Raw genomic sequence first — 18,117 nt, 5'->3', positions numbered from 1 at the left:
GTGTCCGGAGCGTTCTGCCTGGTCTCGGCCGCGCTGGTACCGCTCACGATGCCACTCGGCTGGGACGAGATCGTGTACGCCAGCCGTTTCTCGCCCTATGATCCCGCGACCCCGTTCAGTGCCCCGCGCACGCGCGGCGTCCCCCTGCTGTTGGCGCCGGTGGCCTCCTGGAGCGATTCGACGGTTCTGCTCAGGGCCTGGCTTCTCATGCTGGCCGGTGGCGCTCTGTGGCTGGGCTTCCGGCCCTGGCTGCGGGTCCTGCACCGGCCGACGGCGGTCTGGGTGGCGGCCGGCCTGTACAGCAGCCTGTGGATCACCCTGTTCCACGCCGGTTCCGCGATGCCGAACCACTACACCGCGATGGGCGCTACCGCCGCGACGGGCTACCTTCTCGCACCTCGGCCCCGGTACGCCGGTGTGGCGGTGAGCCTCGCCGTGGTGTTCCTGATGCGGCCCAACGACGGCGTGGCCATCGCCATACCGCTGCTCGTGGCCGCCGCGCTGATACCCGCGCTGCGCAACCAGGGCCGCCTGTACGGGCGACTGTCGGCGGTGGCGGCCGGGGCCGCGGCGGGTGTGCTGCCCTGGATTGTCGAGGCCCACCTGCGATTCGGCGGGGTGCGACACCGGCTCGCGGAGGCCGGTGAGATCCAGGGCGGCCTCCGCCCCGTCTTCTCGCTGGGCGCGCATCTCACCGCGCTGGACAGTCCGTTGCTGTGCCGCCCCTGCGCGGGAGATACCGTGCAGTCGCCCGTGGCGGAGTGGTGGGTGCTGCTCCCGCTGCTGGCCGCTCTGGGGTTCTGGGAGGCACGCCGGGCACGTCGTTCCACGGCGCCGCTGTGGCTGGCGGTGGCTGTGGCGGTGGCCGCGTCGGCGCCGTATCTCTTGCTCGTTCCCTACGCCGCCGCCCGGTTCCTGCTGCCGGTGTACGCACTGCTGGCGCTGCCCGCCGCCCTCGGGATCCTCGCCGTCCTTCGCCGGGTCCGCACGGCCGGCTCGCGGTGGGCGGTCGTCGTGCTCGCGCTGACTGTGATCGGCCACTTGGGGATACAGGCCACACTCGCGCACACCCACGCGGACATCCAGCAGCGCGCCCGCGGGGACTGGGACCGCATCGCCTCGGTACTGCGCGAGCACGGAGTGCGCCCGCCGTGCCTCATCCAGGGAAACGCCTCGACCGTCCCCATCGCTCACACGGCGGGTTGTTCCTCCGCCGACACAACTGCCCCGGAACGTTCCAGCGCACTGGTTCTCCGCGGCGGGAAGCCGCCGCGCTGGGCCCACGACTGGCCGAGTTTCCGCGTGCCGGACACCTACAACCCGGGCTGGACCGTCCTCGTACGCCCATGACCGTCAGCGGTGGGACACGGCCGCGTGCGGCCGAACCGCCGGGCTCTTCCGCCCCGTGCCGGGCCGTGGACGCGCCCGGCACAATGGGGGCATGACCTCTCGCAAGCTGACCGTCGGATTCGATCTCGACATGACCCTGATCGATTCTCGGCCGGGAATTCACGCCTGTTTCGAGGCGTTGGCGGAGAGGACGGGGGCGTGCATAGACGCCGATCTGGCGATCACGCGGCTGGGGCCGCCGCTGGTGGATGAGCTGGCGTACTGGTTTCCGGCGGAGGAGGTGCCGGCCGCGGCGGACATGTATCGCGCCATGTACCCGTCCATCGCCATCGCCGCCACGCCCGCGATGCCCGGCGCGGTGGAGGCGATCGCGGCGGTCCGGGCGGGCGGGGGGCGCGCGATCGTGGTGACCGCCAAGTACGAGCCGAACGCGAAGTTGCACTTGGAGCACCTCGGGATCGAGGCCGACGAGGTGGTCGGGGATCTGTGGGCGGAGGCCAAGGCGGAGGCGTTGCGCGAGCACGGCGCGAGCGTGTACGTCGGCGACCACATCGGCGACGTACGCGGCGCGCGCACGGCACGGGCGTACTCGGTCGCCGTCGCCACCGGCCCCTGCGACGAGCGGGAGCTGCGCGAGGCGGGCGCCGACGTCGTCCTCGCGGACCTGGCGGCGTTCCCGCGGTGGCTCACCGGATACCAGCGGACGCGCTCCCGCTGACGCCTAGAAGCGCGCGTCGCGTGCCCTTCTGCGGCCCGCCGCGACCGACTGGAGGACTCCGGCGCCGGCGAGGAGGAATCCGACGCCCATGAGCATGCTCAGGACGAACATGTAGACGGGGAACGGAGTCGTTCCGAGGAACAGCGGGGCCACGGTGACCAGTGTGGCCACGGCGCCGATGACGAAGACGATGCCGCCGACACGGATCAGTCGGTCACCGGGTTCGGCGGAATTCGGTTGGGTTTTGTCACGCACCCGACCAGGGTAGTTCCCAGCGCGAGGGAACAGTCGGCCGACGTCTTGTCACCCGCCCACGGACCAATAGGCCGGGGAGACCTTGCCCGGGTCGTGCACCGTCCGCGGCTTGCGCCACGGCGTCAGCGCCGCCGATATCGCACTGTCCAGGCCGGACTTGCGGACCGTCTCGACCAGCAGCACCGCCCCGGCCTGCGAGACCACCTTTCCGTGCAGCCAGCAGAACCCTGGACAAGTCCCATCGTTGCGTCAGAAGCACTCTCCGCTTATTTGATCGAGGCATGGACGAGCACGTTCATGAAAGCGCGAGGCTAAATAGCGGCACCGGCTCCTGCCCCGGGGGACCTGCCGCCCAGCCCCGGGATCAGCACCGCCGCCACCGCCAGGTGCATCAGAGCGAGGGAGACCCGGGTGCCGCTGCCCATGCTGTCGCCGATGAGCGGCAGGAAGGACACGGCCAGTACGGCGCCGGCCACCCCGGTCCAGATGGCGCGGGCACGCCGCGCCCAGAGCCGCTCCAGGGCGGCCGGCAGTCCCCAGCCGGAGAGCGACGCGAGCAGCGCGACGACCGCAACGGGCAGGGCGCCGATGTCGAGCGTCTGCTCGCCGTCGGCGATCCGCAGCCGGTGCCCCAGCAAACGGGTGACGGTCTCCCGAGAACGCGGAGCGCCCTGGCCTCTTCTCCGCTCTCGACTGAATGTGTGAGGGAGGCACCCTCGGTGTGTGGAAGCTGACCGGTTGGGCCGTTCAACTAAGGACGTACTGAGGATCGCTGGGGACTTGCACACGCGTGGAATCGCGCTCCGCATCCTCACTGGAACTCTCGCCGGTAACTACTGGCCTAAGGGGGAAGACCGGCACATTGGGTAGCCCCTCACGCTTCCCGCACCACTTTGAGCCGCTGCCTTCACTGGCAGGGGCTCAGTCCCGTTTTAAGGCGTGTTCGGCTGGAGAGACCCCCGGTAGGCTGTCTCAACGGCAGATCAAGGGTGTCCGGCCAGTCCGGGAGCGATCGAGGGAGCGTGTGCTTTGCCGACTGGCAAGGTCAAATGGTTCAACAGTGAGAAGGGCTTCGGCTTTCTCTCCCGCGACGACGGCGGTGACGTCTTCGTCCACTCCTCCGTACTGCCCGCCGGTGTCGACACCTTGAAGCCGGGCCAGAAGGTCGAGTTCGGAGTCGTCGCCGGTCAGCGCGGCGACCAGGCCCTTTCCGTGACGATCCTGGAGCCCGCCCCCTCGGTCGCCGCCGCCCAGCGCAAGAAGCCCGACGAGCTGGCCTCGATCGTGCAGGACCTGACGACGCTGCTGGAGAACATCACGCCGATGCTGGAGCGGGGCCGCTATCCCGACCGTGCCGCCGGTACGAAGATCGCGGGTCTGTTGCGCGCCGTGGCCGACCAGTTGGACGTGTAGACCAGCCGGCTCCAGGCGAATCCGGCTGGGTCCCGCAGGGTCCCGCCGAATCCACCGACAACCACCGACTCCCCTGGTTCTCAGGGGAATTCGAGCGCGTCCGGGCCGAGGGGCGGTACCAGTCCCTCGGCCGCCGCGCGCGTCAGCAGGCCCCTGACCGCCGCGTAGCCGTCCTCGCCGAGATCGGCCGTGAACTCGTTGACGTACAGGCCGATGTGCTGGTCGGCGACGGCCGGGTCCATCTCCTGGGCGTGTTCCAGGACGTAGGGGCGGGAGGCCTCGGGGTCGTCCCAGGCGGCGTGGACGGAGGCGCGGATCGTCTCGGCGAGCGTGGTCAGGGTCGCCTCGCCCAGCGAACGCTTGGCGATGATCGCGCCGAGCGGGATCGGCAGTCCCGTCGTCTCCTCCCAGTGCTCGCCCATGTCGGCGAGCTTGTGGAGGCCGTAGTTCCGGTAGGTGAAGCGGGCCTCGTGGATCACGAGTCCGGCGTCGACCTTCCCGTCCCGTACGGCCGGCATGATCTCGTGGAACGGCATCACGACGATCTCGCCGACCCCGCCGGGCAGCGTGTCCGCCGCCCAGAGACGGAAGAGCAGATACGCGGTCGAGCGCTCGCTCGGCACGGCCACCGTACGGCCGGTGAGGTCCGAGCCCGGCTCCCGCGTCAGCACCAGCGGACCGCAGCCCCGCCCCAGCGCACCGCCGCACGGCAGCAGCGCGTACTCGTCGAGGACGTACGGCAGGACGGCGTACGACACCTTCAGTACGTCGAGGTCGCCGCGTTCGGCCATGCCGTTGGTGATGTCGATGTCCGCGAACGTCACGTCGGGCGCGGGCGCGCCCGGGATCCGGCCGTGGGTCCAGGCGTCGAAGACGAAGGTGTCGTTCGGGCAGGAGGAGTACGCCATCCGCAGCGCGCCGGTGCCGGTGCCGGTGGCGGCGGCTTCCGCGGGGGCGCTCGCGGGGCTCGTCTCGGGGCTCGTCTCAGGGCTCATAGGGGTTCCAACTCTCCAGTACGGGCGTCAGCTTCCCGAAGGCCGTGGTGAGTGCGGTCAGGGCGTCGCCGATCCGCCAGGCGGCGCGGTCGCGCGGGCCCACGGGGTTGGAGACGGCCCGCAGTTCGAGGACGGGTGTCGCGTGCGCGGCGGCGGCCTCGGCGACCCCGAAGCCCTCCATCGCCTCGGCCAGCGCGCGGGGGTGACGGGCGCGCAGCTCGGCGGCGCGCCCGGCGCTGCCGGTGACCGTGGAGACGGTGAGCACGGTGCCGGTACGGGCGCCGGTGGCGGTCGCGGCGGCGCGCACGAGGTCCCGGGGCGGGTGGTGGGTGACGGTGCCGAAGCCCAGGTCGGTGACCGGGAGGAAGCCGTCCGGTGTCTCGGCGCCGAGATCGGCTGCCGTGATCTCGTCGGCGAGGACGAGCGAGCCGAGGGGTGCGTCGGGCGCGAACCCGCCCGCGATCCCTGCGGACACGACCAGCCCGTACGGCGTGCCGTCGAGGACCGCCGCCGTCAGCGCACCGGCGACGGACGCGGCGGCGAGCGCGGGGCCCACACCGGCGGCGAGGAGGTCGTACTCCGGGCCGGCGGGGGGCTCGTGGGCCGAGGCGCGGAACCGGTGGAGGGTGCCGGCCGGGAGGCGGGACTCGGTCGCCGGGCCCGGAAACGCTCGTGCCACCGCGTCCCGTTCGGCCGGGACGGCGGTGGCTACGAGGATGCGCATGGGGGTCGGCCGTGGATCAGGCGTCGGGGTTCTTCAGCTCGAAGTTCCACACGCCCTCGATCTTCGAGCCCTCGGCGTTCTGCTCGACGACGCTGATGGTCAGCGACTTCTGGGCGGCCTGACCCGGCTGGGTGGCGAACAGGTCGGCGTTCTCGAAGGACCAGTAGGTCTTGTCGAACGTGTTGTTGGTGGCCTGCTCCCCGTTGATCCACAGGGCCCAGCCCGTCTCCGACACCTCGGGGTCGACACCGATGCGCAGCGTCTCGCCCTGGGGCAGGTCGATCGACTTGGAGGGCTTCTTCTGCGCGCACTCCCTGGCCTGTTCGGCGGTGAGGGTGCGGTAGCAGGCGGCCTCGGAGCTGATCGAGTCGGTACCGATCGTGACGGTGGCCATCGGCGTGGGCTCATCGCAGGCCGACAGGACGAGGAGTCCGGCGGAAACGGCGCCGAGAGTGGCTGCGGCGCGACGGGAACGCGGGGAGGTCATGGGCGAAGGCTATCTGGCGTGTCCAGGGGTGCCCTTATGTGGGGTACGGCGTGCCGGGGTCGGCCGGGCGACGTGCCGGGGTCGGCGGGGCCGTGGGTCAGGCCACCCGGGCCCGGGGCGTGCCCCCGTGCCGGGCGGAGGAGAGCAGGCCGCGGACCGTGGTGAGCCAGCCGGCGGCGACGATCGCGGCGGCCACGGCCATCCCCAGGGTGCCGTTGAGGGGCAGGGCGATCCCGAGGGCGCCGCCGACCACCCAGGACATCTGCAGCAGGGTCTCGGAGCGGGCGAACGCGGAGGTCCGCACGAGTTCGGGGACGTCACGCTGGATCAGGGCGTCCAGCGACAGCTTGGACAGCGCCTGCGAGAAACCGGCGACCGCGGCGAGAGCGGCGACGAAGAACGTGCCGAAGAACAGCGCCGCCAGGATCGCCACCGTGAGCTCCACGGCGACCACGGTCACGATGATCAGCTCCGGCGAGCGCTGTTTCACCCACGCGCCGACGGCCGTGCCCAGCGCGTTCCCCGTACCGGCGGCCACGGCCACCATGCCCAGCGACAGGGCCGCGCTCTGCCCGTGCAGCGGGTGGATGCGCAGCAGGAACGCCAGATAGAAGATCAGGAAGCCGGAGAGGCCGCGCAGGGCGGCGTTCGCGCCGAGCGCGTGGGTGACCGCCGGACCGACCGTCCGCAGCCCCGGCCGCTTGAGAGTGCTGCTGCGGTGCGGGCCGTGCAGATGCTCGGCGTCGGCTGCGAGCAGCGCCCGGTCCTCGCCCTTCGCCGAGTCGACCTTCGCGGGCAGGGTGAAGGAGAGGAACGTACCCGCGATGAAGATCAGGCAGGCGCCGTAGAGCGGCCAGCGGGGGCCGAGTGCCTGGAGTCCGGCGCCGATGGGGGCGGCGACGCCGGTGGCGAGCAGGCCGCTGAGGGTGACCCGGGAGTTGGCCTTCACCAGCGAGAACTGGGGCGGGAGGAGACGGGGGACGACCGCGCTCCGGACCACGCCGTACGCCTTCGACGCGACCAGGACGCCGAGCGCGGCGGGGTAGAGCTCGATGCGGCCCGTCTCGACGGCGCCGACCAGGATCAGGGCGAGGAACGCTCTGGCCAGCATGGCGCCGGCCATCGCGGCGCGGCGGCCGTGCGGGAGACGGTCCAGGAGGGGGCCGACGACCGGGGCGAGCAGGGCGAAGGGGGCGAGCGTGATGGCGAGGTAGAGGGCGACGCGGCCGCGGGCCTCGTCGGTGGGGACGGAGAAGAAGACCGTGGAGGCGAGGGAGACGGTGATCATCACGTCGCCGGCGCCGTTCACTCCGTGCAGTTCGATCAGTTTGCCGAGGCCGGACTCGCCGGCGCCGTGGGCGTGGGTGGCCTTGCGGATGCCTCGGGCCGGGCCGGTGAACGGGAGGTGCAGGGCGCGGCCCACCGAGCGGACCGCGCCGGTCACCCGACCCGATCCGCGCGCTCCGCTCCGCTCGGCGCCGGTCACCTCGTCATAGTGCCCCGAGATGGCGGGGCGTAGTGCGGTTACCGCTCGTATGGCCGTGGGGTGGGCGGGTGCGGGGCCGGGCGCCTTGTGGGGTGGGGGTGCGTGGTTCGTCGGCGGGTGCGGGTGCGTGGGGCTTCTCGCGCAGTTCCCCGCGCCCCTCAAGAGCCAGGCCCTGCGGGCCTGACAGCCGATGGCTCGGCAGAGGACGGCGCTCGGTGGCCGATGAAAGGCCGGGGCGCAGCCCCGCTTTCAGGGGCGCGGGGAACTGCGCGAGAAGCCCCACCGGGCCCGTACACGCCCGACAACCCGGTCTCCCCGACCCCTCGCGCGGAGCCGACCGCAGGCCACGGCGGTTTTTCGCCAACCGTCGGCCACACCCGAAGCCGGCCCCCACCCCCCGTCGTCGGCCGAAGCCAAGCGCAGCGGAATCGCGGAACCCTTACGTCGGTGTGGGCGACGAGCCTCGGAGAAGGTAGCGTGCATAGCGCGCCTGCGGCGGTTGTTCTCGGCCGCGCGCCTCTCGTTCATCCCGCAGAATGGATGACATAGGTGCGCCCGAGTGCGATCGGGCGCGGACGTCGACGCGGCCCTTTGGTCCGCTCCGTCCGCACCCCCCGCCGAGGGAGGCGCACTCGTGAGACGGCGTAGGAGAGAAGCGATACCTGTGAGCGCAGCGACAACGCGAAGCCGCACCCCCGACCGTCTGTGCGCCGAGGCCGTCGACCTCGCCCGCTCCGCCGCCGAGGAGGCCGCCGCACCCGGCGTGGTGGGCGAACACGCGGGCCTCGTCTCCGAGGGCGACCGCGTAGTGACGCACTTCTTCGAGTGCAAGGAGATGGGGTACCGCGGCTGGCGCTGGGCCGTCACCGTCGCCCGCGCCTCCCGCGCGAAGTTCGTGACCCTGGACGAGGTCGTGCTGCTGCCCGGCCCGGACGCGCTGCTCGCGCCGGAGTGGGTGCCGTGGAGCGAGCGGCTCCGGCCCGGCGACATGGGCCCCGGCGATCTGCTGCCCACCGAAGCCGATGACCTGCGGTTGGAGCCGGGGTACTCCGGCGAGGACGAACCGCTGCCCAACTCGCCCGTCTCGCACGACATGGCCGAGCTGGTGGAGGCGGAGGACGCCGAGGTCACCGGTGGGGTGCCGGCGAACCTGCCGCTCGCGCCGAGCCGTGGGTCGATCGCCGCGGTCGCCGAGGAGCTGGGGATGCGCCGGGCGCGCGTCCTGTCCCGGTACGGGCTGCACACGGCGGCGGACCGGTGGGAGGAGGGCTTCGGGGCCAAGACCGCGATGGCCCAGGCCGCGCCCGCCGCGTGTGTGAGCTGTGGGTTCCTCGTGCCGATCGGGGGATCGCTCGGGCAGGCCTTCGGGGTGTGCGCGAACGAGTTCGCCCCGGCGGACGGGCGGATGGTGTCGCTGACGTACGGGTGCGGGGGGCACTCGGAGGCGGCGGTCATGCCGAAGCCGCCGAGGCCGGCTCCGCCGCGGCTCGACGAGACCCGCGTGGACCCGTTCCCGCTGCGGCCGTCGCCCGATTCCGGGTCGGTGCCGGTGGAGGAGGCCGAGTCCGAGGCGGACCTGGGGCACTCGTAGGGGCGCCTGGTAGCTCGGGGGTGCGGGAGCGATGGCGGGTGCGGCCCGGTGGGGCTTCTCGCGCAGTTCCCCGCGCCCCTGAAAGACCAGGCCCCTGCGGGCCTGGAAAGACGGCGCTGCTGCGGGCCTGAAAGGACGGCGGGGTTGCGGGCCTGAAAAGCATGGGGCGCAGTCCCTGCTTTTCAGGGGCGCGGGCTGTCCATATGCGGCTCCGCCGCGTGGGCGACCAGCCCCACCCACCCGCACCCGCCGTCATACCAGCTACCCCCACCCCCTGGGCGCCCGGCCCGAGCCAGCGCGGCGACCCGGTACCTTCGTGTCCACCAGGCGACAGGGAGATGTGAACCGTGAGCAAGTTCGTGCGGCCGGCGGCCGAGGGTGCGGACCCGTTCGGGACGGCGCGACTGCGGCGGGGCGTGCTGGACGCCTGGGCGACCAGCCCCGCCCGGTTCCGCGAGGACGCCAACGCCGAGGAGGACCTCGTCCTCGGCGGCTACCGGGACCGCCTCGTCGTGGAGCTGGCGCAGAACGCCGCCGACGCGGCGGCCAGGGCCAAGGTCCCCGGGCGGCTGCGGTTGACCCTCCGGGACGGTGTCCTCGTCGCCGCCAACACCGGCGCCCCGCTGGACGCGGGCGGCGTCGAGTCGCTGTCCACGCTCCGCGCGTCCGCGAAGCGGGACAGCCACAGCGGCGGCCACGAGGGCGCGGTGGGCCGGTTCGGTGTCGGCTTCGCCGCCGTGCTCGCCGTCACCGACGAGCCCGCCGTCATCGGGCGGCACGGCGGTATCCGCTGGTCCCTCGCCGAGGCCCGGCTGCTCGCCGCCGACACCGCCCGGCACAGCCCCGGCCTGGGCGACGAGATCCGCCGCCGGGACGGTCATGTGCCGCTGCTGCGGCTGCCGTTCGCGGCCGAGGGGTCCGCTCCGGAGTCGTACGACACCGTCGTGATCCTGCCGCTGCGCGACACCGCCGCCGCCGATCTCGCCGAGCGGCTGCTGCACGCCGTCGACGACGCGCTGCTGCTCGCCCTGCCCGGCCTCGACGAGGTCGTCATCGAGGTCGGCGCCGGTGAGGCGCGGACGCTGCGACGGCGCGCGGAGGGGGCGTACGTCGTCGTGGAGGACTCGCGGGACGGTGTGACGCGCTGGCGGACCGTCGCCGAGCACGGGGCGATCGAGGCCGCGCTGCTCGCCGACCGGCCCGTCGAGGAGCGGCTGCGGCCGCACTGGTCCGTCACCTGGGCCGTGCCGACCGGGCCCGACGGGGCGCCGGTCCGGCCGCGCACGAGTGCCGTGGTGCACGCGCCGACGCCCAGCGACGAGGCCCTCGGGGTGCCCGCGCTGCTCATCGCCTCCTTCCCACTGGACACGACCCGGCGGCACGCGGCGCCCGGGCCGCTCACCGACTTCCTCGTGCAGCGCGCGGCCGACGCGTACGCCACGCTCCTCGCCGCCTGGGAGCCGGTGGGCGAGGGCATCATCGACCTCGTGCCCGGCCCGCTGGGCAAGGGCGAGCTGGACGGGGCGCTGCGCCAGGCGATCCTGGAGCGGCTGCCCAGGACCGCGTTCCTGCCGCGTGCCGTGATGCCCGAACCCGACGACGAGCTGGAGGAGTTGTCCGCCGCGCTGCGGCCGCGTGACGCCGAGGTCGTCGAAGGGGCCGGCGCCGAGACCGTACGGGTGCTCGCGGACGTCCTGCCCAGCCTGCTGCCCGCCGGGCTCGAACGGCGCGCGGAGTTGCGGACGTTGGGCGTCGCGCGCCTGCCGCTGGGGGACGCGATCGACCGGCTCGCCGGGCTGGAGAAGGCCCCCGACTGGTGGCGGCGGCTGTACGACAGCCTCGCCGGCGTCGATCCGGACCGTCTGTCCGGGCTCCCGGTCCCGCTCGCCGACGGCCGGACCACCATCGGGCCCCGGCAGGTCCTGCTCCCGGCCCCCGACGACCCGCGGACGGCGGCCCGCCCCGACACCCTCGCCCGCCTCGGGCTGAAGGTCGCGCACCCGGATGCCGCGCATCCCCTCCTGGAGAAGCTGGGCGCGCTGCCCGCGACCCCGCGTGCCGTGCTCACGACGCCGCAGGTACGGGCGGCCGTGGCCGCCTCTCTGGACGACGACGGCGGCGCCTGGGACGAGGAGGACGGACGGCCCGACGCCGACGAGCTGGCCGACCTCGTCCTCGCCCTGGTCCGCGACGCGGGCCTCGAACCCGGCGACGAGCCGTGGCTCGGCGCCCTCGCGCTGACCGACGAGGACGGTGAGCTGGCCCCCGCCGGTGAACTCGTCCTCCCCGGCAGCCCGTTCGCCCGGGTCATGCGCGAGGACGAACTCGCCTTCGTCGACGCCGAACTGGCCGACCGCTGGGGCGAACAGCCCCTGGCCGCCTGCGGGGTCCTCGCCACCTTCGCCCTCGTACGGGCCACCGACGTCGTCCTCGACCCCGACGAACTGGAGCCGCGCGACGGGGACTTCGCCGAGCCCGACGACGCCGGGCTGCTGGACGCGGTGGACGTGTGGTCCGAGGACATCCTCGACAGGTTCCCGGACAGCCCGGTGCCGCCGGTCGCGACGGAGATCGTGGCCGTGCGCGACCTGGACCTCGTCGACGAGGACCGCTGGCCGGAGGCGCTCGCGCTGCTGGCGAAGCCGCCGCTGCGCGACGCGCTGGTCCAGCCGGTGCGCATCCTGCTCGCGGACGGCACGCACGAGGTCGTCCGCCCCTACACCGCCTGGTGGCTGCGCGGTCACCCCGTCCTCGACGGCCGACGCCCGGCGGGCCTGCTCGCGGCCGGCGGCGACCCGCTGCTGCGCGGCCTGTACGACGAGGCCGACGCCACCGGCTTCGACGACGAGCAGGTGCTGCGGGCGCTGGGCGTGCGGACCTCGGTGGCCGCGCTGCTGGACGAGCCGGGTGGCGCCGCCGAACTGCTGGACCGGCTGGCCGACCCCGATCTGCCGGTGGGCGCCGCGCAACTGCACGGTCTGTACGGCGCGTTGGCCGAACTGGACCCCGAACAGGTGACTCTTCCGGACGAGTTGCGCGCGGTGCTGGACGGTGAGGTGACCGTCGTGGACGCGGCCGACGCCGTGGTCGTCGACTCGCCCGACCTGCTGCCGTTCACCTCCGGTGTGCCCCTGCTGCCCGTACGGCCGTCGCGGGCCGCCGAGTTGGCCGAGCTGTTCCAGGTGCGGCGGCTCAGCGAGTCGGTGACGGGGGAGGTCGACTCCGAGGGCACGGAGCACGACGTACCGGAGTCGGTCCGGGTCCTGCTGGGCCCGGCCACGCCGACGTCGTACGTGGAGCACGAGGAACTCGTCGTCGACGGCGTGGAGTTGGACTGGCGCCGCACCCGCGACGGTGTACTGCACGCGTCCACGCTGGAGGGTGTCGCGGCCGGGCTGGCCTGGGCGGCCGGGCAGTGGCCGCGCCGCTTCGAGGTGGCCGCGCTGCTCGAAGACCCGTCCAGGACGGAGGAGTTGGCCCGGGACCGCTGGTTCGACTGAGCTAAACCTCCGCGATGTGATCTGTGCAACATTCGCAAAGTTTGTTCACAACTCGTACAACCGTTCCCAGGAGCCCTGAGTCTGGTCTGGTGAGCCACCCGGCTCTCCAGACACTCGGGCCCCGCGTGCCGACACTTCGTGCGTCATCCGCGCCGCGGGTCCCCTCTTACGTGGGGAATACATTGCACAAGCGTGCCATCGTGGGTGCCGTCGTCGGCGCCATGGCCCTGACCGCTTTCGTCGCCCCGGTCGCGCAGGCCGCTCCGACCGCCGGGGACACGAAGATCACCGACGTCGTGGTCAACGGCGGTAAGCCGGTCGTCGTCGGCACCGGCAAGAAGACCTTCACGGTCTCCTTCAAGGCTTCGGACAACTCGGGCATCAGCCTCAAGGACGTCACCGTCGTCCTCTACCACGGCGCGAGCCTGGACACGGCGGACAGTGGCGCCGTCGCCAACGGCAACGACGAGAGCCTCGCCACCTGCAAGAAGGTCAACTCGACCACGGCCTCCTGCAAGGCGAGCTTCACCGTCGAGACGCAGGCGAACCTGATCAACTCCGTGGCCGGCACCTGGAAGGTCTGGGCGCTCGCCGCGGCCAAGGACTTCGACTACGTCGAGAAGGACCCGGCCAAGACCTTCAAGATCCAGCGCCAGACCAAGCTCGTCGGCGCGAACGCCTCTCCGGAGCCGGTCAAGAAGGGCAAGACCATCACGGTCACCAGCAAGCTGACTCGCGCCAACTGGGACACCGAGAAGTTCCCGGCGTACGGCGGCCAGGCCGCGAAGCTGCAGTTCAAGAAGAAGGGCACGTCGGCGTACAAGGACGTCAAGACGGTCAAGTCGTCCTCGACGGGCGCCCTGAAGACCACCGTCAAGGCCACCGCCGACGGCACGTACCGCTACGTCTTCGCGGGCAGCTCCGGCACGGCGGCCGTGACGTCCGCGGGCGACGCCATCGACGTGAAGTAAGCCCCAGGCGGCGGTTGAGCGGGTGGGCGTCGGTTCCGGGGGTTCCCGGGGCCGGCGCCTTCTGCAGCCGCCGCGCACGGCGTGGGGTGTCGTGATGGGGGGCGTCGCGGGCGGTCGGCGGTCGCGGCACCCCCTCGTCGCGCGGTCAGAGCGCGGGGAAGAGCAGGGCGAAGAACAGCCACAGCAGGACGGCCCAGAAGAGCGCGGCCGCCAGCGACACCAGCAGGGAACTGCGCCACTGCAGCACCAGGAACGGGAAGAGCACCAGGGCCGCCCAGTAGCCGGCCACGTCGATGGAGAGCCGGGCCGCCTCGCCGAGGGTTCCCGCGCGGCCGGTGGCCATGTGGCGCAGCAGCCGCTGCGAGGCGAAGCCGTACAGGCCGAAGACCACGGGGAAGAACCACAACGGAGTGATCGAGACCAGCTCGGACTCCGAGAGCTCGTCGAACATGACCAGGTAGACGAGACCGGCGGCGACGAGACCACCGATCAGAGTGGTCACGTAGAGGGCGGTCAGCGCGGGCGGCTCGACGGCGCCGGCCGGGACGGGCACCACCGAGGCGTACGGGACGTCCGGCGACGGGACCCGCACCACCCGGTGGCAGTGGGGGCAACGGACCTCCTGCCCCACGCGATCCGCCGGTGCCGAGATCAGATGCCCGCACGAGGCGTGGAACTCCACCGGCTGATCCGGGTTCATGTGGTGCCTCCCCCTCCCTGTACCGCGCGCCCCGCCACGGGCCCGCTCCACCGGCCGGTGAGGGCGGGGGAGCGGTGGTCGCGTCGAGGTCGGTCGGAGGCGAGGACGCCGGCCGCACGGGTCCGGTTTCGCGCGCGGGCGTACGCCCCATGCGCGCGCCCCTCGTGCGCGGAGAAGCGCCGGCTACGCGGAGGCACGCCGGCTACGCGGGGAAGCGGCGGTCCACCCACCTCCACAAGAATTCCAGGACCGCCGCGGCCCCGGCCGCGACGGCGACCGCGGTCCACGGCATCGTCGTGCCGACCAGGCGCAGCGCGAAGAAGTCCTGGAGCGAGGGGACGACGAGGACCAGCAGGAAGCCCGCCGCCATCGCGGCGACCAGACCGAGGCGCCACCAGGTGTACGGGCGGGCGATGATGGCCAGCACCCACATCGAGATCAGGAAGAGCGTGAGGGTGGCAGCGCTGGTCTCCGCCTCCAACGCACCCGCCCCGGTGTAGTAATGACGGGCGATCAGATACGTGGCGAAGGTCGCCAGGGCCGCCAGCACGCCGCCGGGGATGGCGTACCGCATGACCCGGCGGACGAAGTGGGGTTTCGCCCGCTCCTTGTTGGGGGCGAGGGCGAGGAAGAAGGCCGGGACGCCGATCGTCAGGGTGGAGAGCAGGGTCAGATGGCGGGGCAGGAAGGGATACTCCACCTGCCAGCAGACGACCAGGATGGCGAGCAGCACCGAGTAGACCGTCTTGACCAGGAAGAGCGTCGCCACGCGGGTGATGTTGCCGATCACCCGACGGCCCTCGGCGACCACCGACGGCAGCGTCGCGAAGCTGTTGTTGAGGAGGACGATCTGGGCGACCGCCCGGGTCGCCTCCGACCCGGAGCCCATCGCCACACCGATGTCGGCGTCCTTGAGGGCCAGGACGTCGTTCACCCCGTCGCCGGTCATCGCGACCGTGTGGCCGTTGGACTGGAGCGCGCCGACCATGTCCCGCTTCTGCTGGGGGGTCACCCGGCCGAACACGGTGCCCGAGTCGAGGGCCGTCGCCATGTCGTCGCGCTCGGCGGGCAGCCGGCGGGCGTCGACCACCGCACCGGCCAGGCCGAGCTTGCCGGCCACCGCACCGACCGAGACCGCGTTGTCGCCGGAGATGACCTTCGCCCGGACGTTCTGCTCCTCGAAGTAGCGCAGGGTGTCGGCGGCGTCCGCGCGCAGCCGCTGTTCGAGGACGACGAGGGCGGTGGGAAGCGCGTCGGTCGCCACCTCGGGGTCGTCCAGCTCCCGGGTGACCCGGGCCAGCAGCAGCACCCGTAGCCCGTCCTCGTTGAGCCGTTCGGTCTCGGCGAGGGCCGGGTCGTCGTCGGGGAGCAGGACGTCGGGGGCGCCCAGCAGCCAGGTGCTGGCCTCGCCGTCGCTCTCGCCGAAGGCCGCGCCGCTGTACTTGCGGGCCGAGGAGAAGGGCAGCGACCGGGTGCAGCGCCAGTCCTCGCCGTCCGGGTAGGCGTCGATGATCGCCTGGAGCGAGGCGTTCGGCCGGGGGTCCGACGCGCCGAGGGCGCCCAGCACCCGGCGTACGTACGACTCGTCCGCCCCGCCCAGGGGGCGCAGCTCGGTGACGTCCATGCCGCCCTCGGTGAGCGTGCCCGTCTTGTCGAGGCATACGGTGTCGACGCGGGCCAGGCCCTCGATGGCCGGCAGCTCCTGCACCAGGCACTGCTTGCGGCCGAGACGGATCACGCCGATGGCGAAGGCGACGGAGGTGAGCAGGACCAGGCCCTCGGGGACCATCGGGACGATGCCGCCGACCGTGCGGGCGACGGAGTCCTTGAAGTCGTTCTCCTTCACGATCAGCTGGCTGATGATCAGACCGATCGCGGTCGGGACCATCATCCAGGTGACGTACTTGAGGATGGTGGAGATGCCGGAGCGCAGCTCGGAGTGGACGAGGGTGAAGCGGCTCGCCTCCTCGGCCAGCTGGGCCGCGTACGCCTCCCGGCCGACCTTGGTCGCGGTGAACGCGCCGCCGCCCGCGACCACGAAACTGCCGGACATCACCTGGTCGCCGGGTTGTTTGGCGACCGGGTCCGCCTCACCGGTGAGCAGCGACTCGTCGATCTCCAGGCCGTCGGTCTCGACGCACTCACCGTCGACGACGATCTTGTCGCCGGGCCCGATCTCGATCAGGTCCCCGAGGACGATCTCCGACGTCCCGACCGAGGTGGCGACGCCGTCCCGCCGGACCGTCGGCCTCGCCTCGCCGATCACCGCGAGGGAGTCGAGGGTCTTCTTCGCCCGCCACTCCTGGACGATGCCGATGCCCGTGTTGGCCAGGATCACGAAGCCGAAGAGGCTGTCCTGGATCGGCGCGACGAACAGCATGATCACCCAGAGGACGCCGATGATCGCGTTGAACCGGGTGAAGACGTTGGCGCGGACGATGTCCACCGTGGAGCGGCTGCTCCGTACGGGTACGTCGTTCACCTCGCCACGGGCCACCCGCTCGGTCACTTCGGCGGCCGTCAGCCCACGCGCCCGCCTCGTGTCCGGCGGAGCCGAGGCGGTGGTGGGGTGCACAGGATCGAGGTCGGTGCCCGCGTCGATGTGCGTCATGCATCCGACGGTACGTGCGGATCTAGGGGTTCACCCATCGAGTGGGCGAAAGATCCGACCAGGGGATGAGGGCTCTGCTTCGGCGTGGTGCCGGGGTCGTACGTGCGGGGGTGTGGCGGGTGCCGTCGGTTGATGCGGGCCGGAGGGGGCCGCGCCCCCGCTTGTCGCCCTTCGGGCTCGTCCTCAATCGCCGGACGGGCTCAGTTGGTGGCGGGCCGTGCCTCCGCGCCACCGGCCTCGGCCTTGTCGGCTTCGCCGGCTTCGCCGGCGTCGGCGTCGGCGGTCTCGATCCCGCCGGTTTCGGCAGTCTCGGTTCTGCCGGTCTCGGTCTCGCCCGCCCCGGCCTCGCCCGCCTCCGCCTCGGCCTGCCGTCCCGCATCGCGTTTGATCGCCGCGTCCCGTCTGCGGACGTAGTAGATGCCGATGAAGCCGAGTCCGCCGCCCGCCAGGCAGGTCCACACCCACCAGGTGTGCCCGTGGTCCTCGTACCAGCCGTAGAAGGGGAGCTGGACGACGAAGAGGACGAGCCACAGGATCGTGCCGCCGATGATGGTCGGCACGATGGGCCCTTCCAGGGGCTCCGGTGCCTCGTGCTTGGGGATCCACTTCGCCATGGGGCACAGCTTACGAGGCGTGCGGGTCTACGCGCGGAGAGCACTGGGCCTGCGCAAGGGCATCTCCATCGGTGTCGGTCTGTTCATCATGCTGATCGGCCTGGTCGACGCCGGCTTCGTCACCCGGATCCCGGACGCGGCCAGGACGACCGTGCCGCTCCAGCTCGGCGCGGACGGTCATCCCAACGGCTGGCCCGTGCTGGTCTTCGTCCTCGGGGCGCTGCTGACGCTCGCGCTGATCGTGCGCAAGGTGTCGGGCGCGATCCTCATCTCGATCGTCGCGATGACGCTGCTCGCGGTGGTCGTCGAGGCCGTAGCCAAGCTTCCGGCCGGTTCGTGGGGTCTGACCACCCCGAAGTGGCCCGGCAACCTCGCGCTGTTCCTGACGCCCGTCGCCACGATGGTCCCCTCCCAGGCGGCCACCCCGGCACTGCTCGCGGTCGGGTTCCTGATCCTCGCGAACTCCGTCCGCGAGATCGACTGGGCCGACTACACGATCGCGGTCCCGGCCTTCGTGACGATGGTGATGATGCCGTTCACCTACTCGATCACCAACGGCATCGGCATGGGCTTCATCATCTTCGTCGTGCTGCGCCTGGCCGCGGGGCGCGGCCGTGAGGTCCCGGTCGCGATGTACGTGGTCTCGGCGGTCTTCCTCTTCTACTACCTGATGCCGGCGCTGGGTCTGACGTGAGCGGTACG

16 protein-coding genes and 1 pseudogene are annotated in these 18,117 nt (G+C 72.2%); 7 read left to right on the top strand and 10 right to left on the bottom strand.

All coding sequences use genetic code 11. The features are described from left to right. A complete protein-coding gene (locus E4N62_RS37565; protein WP_230221812.1) occupies positions 1–1,350 on the top strand; it encodes a hypothetical protein in 1,350 nt (449 codons plus the stop codon). A 91-nt stretch (positions 1,351–1,441) separates the two neighbouring features. Beyond that, on the top strand, positions 1,442–2,068 hold the full coding sequence (locus E4N62_RS37560) for an HAD family hydrolase (RefSeq protein WP_230221810.1): 627 nt from the start codon (positions 1,442–1,444) through the stop codon (positions 2,066–2,068). Between the two features lie 3 nt (positions 2,069–2,071). Here the strand turns inward: E4N62_RS37560 and E4N62_RS37555 are convergent, their stop codons facing one another. From E4N62_RS37555 to E4N62_RS37545, 3 genes are all read right to left on the bottom strand, one after another. Further along, positions 2,072–2,323 carry a hypothetical protein gene (locus tag E4N62_RS37555; RefSeq protein WP_230221808.1) on the bottom strand — a complete coding sequence of 84 codons (252 nt, stop codon included), beginning with the start codon at positions 2,321–2,323 and terminating at the stop codon, positions 2,072–2,074. 48 nt (positions 2,324–2,371) lie between these two features. Further along, positions 2,372–2,527, bottom strand: coding sequence for a hypothetical protein (locus E4N62_RS37550; RefSeq protein ID WP_268270272.1), 156 nt, complete (start codon positions 2,525–2,527; stop codon positions 2,372–2,374). Positions 2,528–2,634: 107 nt separating this feature from the next. After that, the gene (locus E4N62_RS37545; RefSeq protein ID WP_230221806.1) at positions 2,635–2,961 is read right to left on the bottom strand and encodes a DUF6069 family protein; all 327 of its coding nucleotides are present in this window, start codon (positions 2,959–2,961) and stop codon (positions 2,635–2,637) included. A gap of 391 nt (positions 2,962–3,352) precedes the next feature. Between E4N62_RS37545 and E4N62_RS48930 the strand changes: the two genes are divergently transcribed. Next, positions 3,353–3,736: a cold-shock protein gene (locus tag E4N62_RS48930; protein WP_184892585.1), complete on the top strand. Its 384-nt coding sequence runs from the start codon at positions 3,353–3,355 to the stop codon at positions 3,734–3,736. 80 nt (positions 3,737–3,816) lie between these two features. Here E4N62_RS48930 and E4N62_RS37535 read toward each other — a convergent pair whose 3' ends face one another. The 4 genes from E4N62_RS37535 to E4N62_RS37520 form a co-directional block, all read right to left on the bottom strand. Beyond that, positions 3,817–4,644: a 1,4-dihydroxy-6-naphthoate synthase gene (locus E4N62_RS37535; RefSeq protein ID WP_230222077.1), complete on the bottom strand. Its 828-nt coding sequence runs from the start codon at positions 4,642–4,644 to the stop codon at positions 3,817–3,819. 76 nt (positions 4,645–4,720) lie between these two features. Further along, complete coding sequence (locus tag E4N62_RS37530) at positions 4,721–5,455, bottom strand: futalosine hydrolase (RefSeq protein ID WP_230221804.1); 735 nt, start codon at positions 5,453–5,455, stop codon at positions 4,721–4,723. Positions 5,456–5,471: 16 nt separating this feature from the next. Then, positions 5,472–5,942 (bottom strand): hypothetical protein, encoded by a 471-nt coding sequence (locus E4N62_RS37525; protein WP_230221802.1) that lies wholly within the window; start codon positions 5,940–5,942, stop codon positions 5,472–5,474. Between the two features lie 97 nt (positions 5,943–6,039). Next, the gene (locus tag E4N62_RS37520) at positions 6,040–7,386 is read right to left on the bottom strand and encodes an MFS transporter (RefSeq protein WP_230221800.1); all 1,347 of its coding nucleotides are present in this window, start codon (positions 7,384–7,386) and stop codon (positions 6,040–6,042) included. Positions 7,387–8,092: 706 nt separating this feature from the next. Here E4N62_RS37520 and E4N62_RS37515 point away from each other — a divergent pair. The 3 genes from E4N62_RS37515 to E4N62_RS37505 all read left to right on the top strand — a co-directional run bounded on the left by E4N62_RS37515 (position 8,093) and on the right by E4N62_RS37505 (position 13,490). Further along, entirely contained in the window at positions 8,093–9,019 is a 927-nt protein-coding gene (locus E4N62_RS37515; RefSeq protein ID WP_230221798.1) for a DUF3027 domain-containing protein, read from the top strand. A 347-nt stretch (positions 9,020–9,366) separates the two neighbouring features. Further along, positions 9,367–12,519 (top strand): sacsin N-terminal ATP-binding-like domain-containing protein, encoded by a 3,153-nt coding sequence (locus E4N62_RS37510; protein WP_230221796.1) that lies wholly within the window; start codon positions 9,367–9,369, stop codon positions 12,517–12,519. Positions 12,520–12,701: 182 nt separating this feature from the next. Beyond that, positions 12,702–13,490, top strand: a complete 789-nt coding sequence (locus tag E4N62_RS37505; protein ID WP_374117162.1) for a DUF5707 domain-containing protein — start codon at positions 12,702–12,704, stop codon at positions 13,488–13,490. A 145-nt stretch (positions 13,491–13,635) separates the two neighbouring features. Here the strand turns inward: E4N62_RS37505 and E4N62_RS37500 are convergent, their stop codons facing one another. From E4N62_RS37500 to E4N62_RS37490, 3 genes are all read right to left on the bottom strand, one after another. Next, the gene (locus E4N62_RS37500) at positions 13,636–14,190 is read right to left on the bottom strand and encodes a hypothetical protein (protein WP_230221794.1); all 555 of its coding nucleotides are present in this window, start codon (positions 14,188–14,190) and stop codon (positions 13,636–13,638) included. A gap of 202 nt (positions 14,191–14,392) precedes the next feature. Further along, complete coding sequence (locus E4N62_RS37495; RefSeq protein WP_230221792.1) at positions 14,393–16,801, bottom strand: HAD-IC family P-type ATPase; 2,409 nt, start codon at positions 16,799–16,801, stop codon at positions 14,393–14,395. Between the two features lie 200 nt (positions 16,802–17,001). Further along, positions 17,002–17,415, bottom strand: a complete 414-nt coding sequence (locus tag E4N62_RS37490; protein WP_230221789.1) for a DUF2530 domain-containing protein — start codon at positions 17,413–17,415, stop codon at positions 17,002–17,004. 22 nt (positions 17,416–17,437) lie between these two features. On the opposite strand from E4N62_RS37490, the pseudogene E4N62_RS37485 reads away from it, so the two are divergent. Beyond that, a pseudogene (locus E4N62_RS37485) lies at positions 17,438–18,109 on the top strand (NCS2 family permease); the annotation flags it as partial. Positions 18,110–18,117 lie beyond the last annotated feature (8 nt).

The organism is Streptomyces sp. MNU76 (assembly GCF_020982545.1).
Lineage (GTDB): Bacteria > Actinomycetota > Actinomycetes > Streptomycetales > Streptomycetaceae > Streptomyces.
The sequence above is the reverse complement of the archived record's forward strand: the minus strand, read 5'-3'. Positions and strand labels throughout refer to the sequence as shown.

What these genes read in the sequence shown, in the direction of transcription:
- E4N62_RS37560 (WP_230221810.1), top strand. Translation starts at nt 1,442, where the DNA reads ATGACCTCTCGCAAGCTGACCGTCGGATTCGATCTCGACATGACCCTG.
- E4N62_RS37535 (WP_230222077.1), bottom strand. Translation starts at nt 4,644, where the DNA reads ATGGCGTACTCCTCCTGCCCGAACGACACCTTCGTCTTCGACGCCTGG.
- E4N62_RS37530 (WP_230221804.1), bottom strand. Translation starts at nt 5,455, where the DNA reads ATGCGCATCCTCGTAGCCACCGCCGTCCCGGCCGAACGGGACGCGGTG.
- E4N62_RS37525 (WP_230221802.1), bottom strand. Translation starts at nt 5,942, where the DNA reads ATGACCTCCCCGCGTTCCCGTCGCGCCGCAGCCACTCTCGGCGCCGTT.
- E4N62_RS37500 (WP_230221794.1), bottom strand. Translation starts at nt 14,190, where the DNA reads ATGAACCCGGATCAGCCGGTGGAGTTCCACGCCTCGTGCGGGCATCTG.
- E4N62_RS37495 (WP_230221792.1), bottom strand. Translation starts at nt 16,801, where the DNA reads ATGACGCACATCGACGCGGGCACCGACCTCGATCCTGTGCACCCCACC.
- E4N62_RS37490 (WP_230221789.1), bottom strand. Translation starts at nt 17,415, where the DNA reads ATGGCGAAGTGGATCCCCAAGCACGAGGCACCGGAGCCCCTGGAAGGG.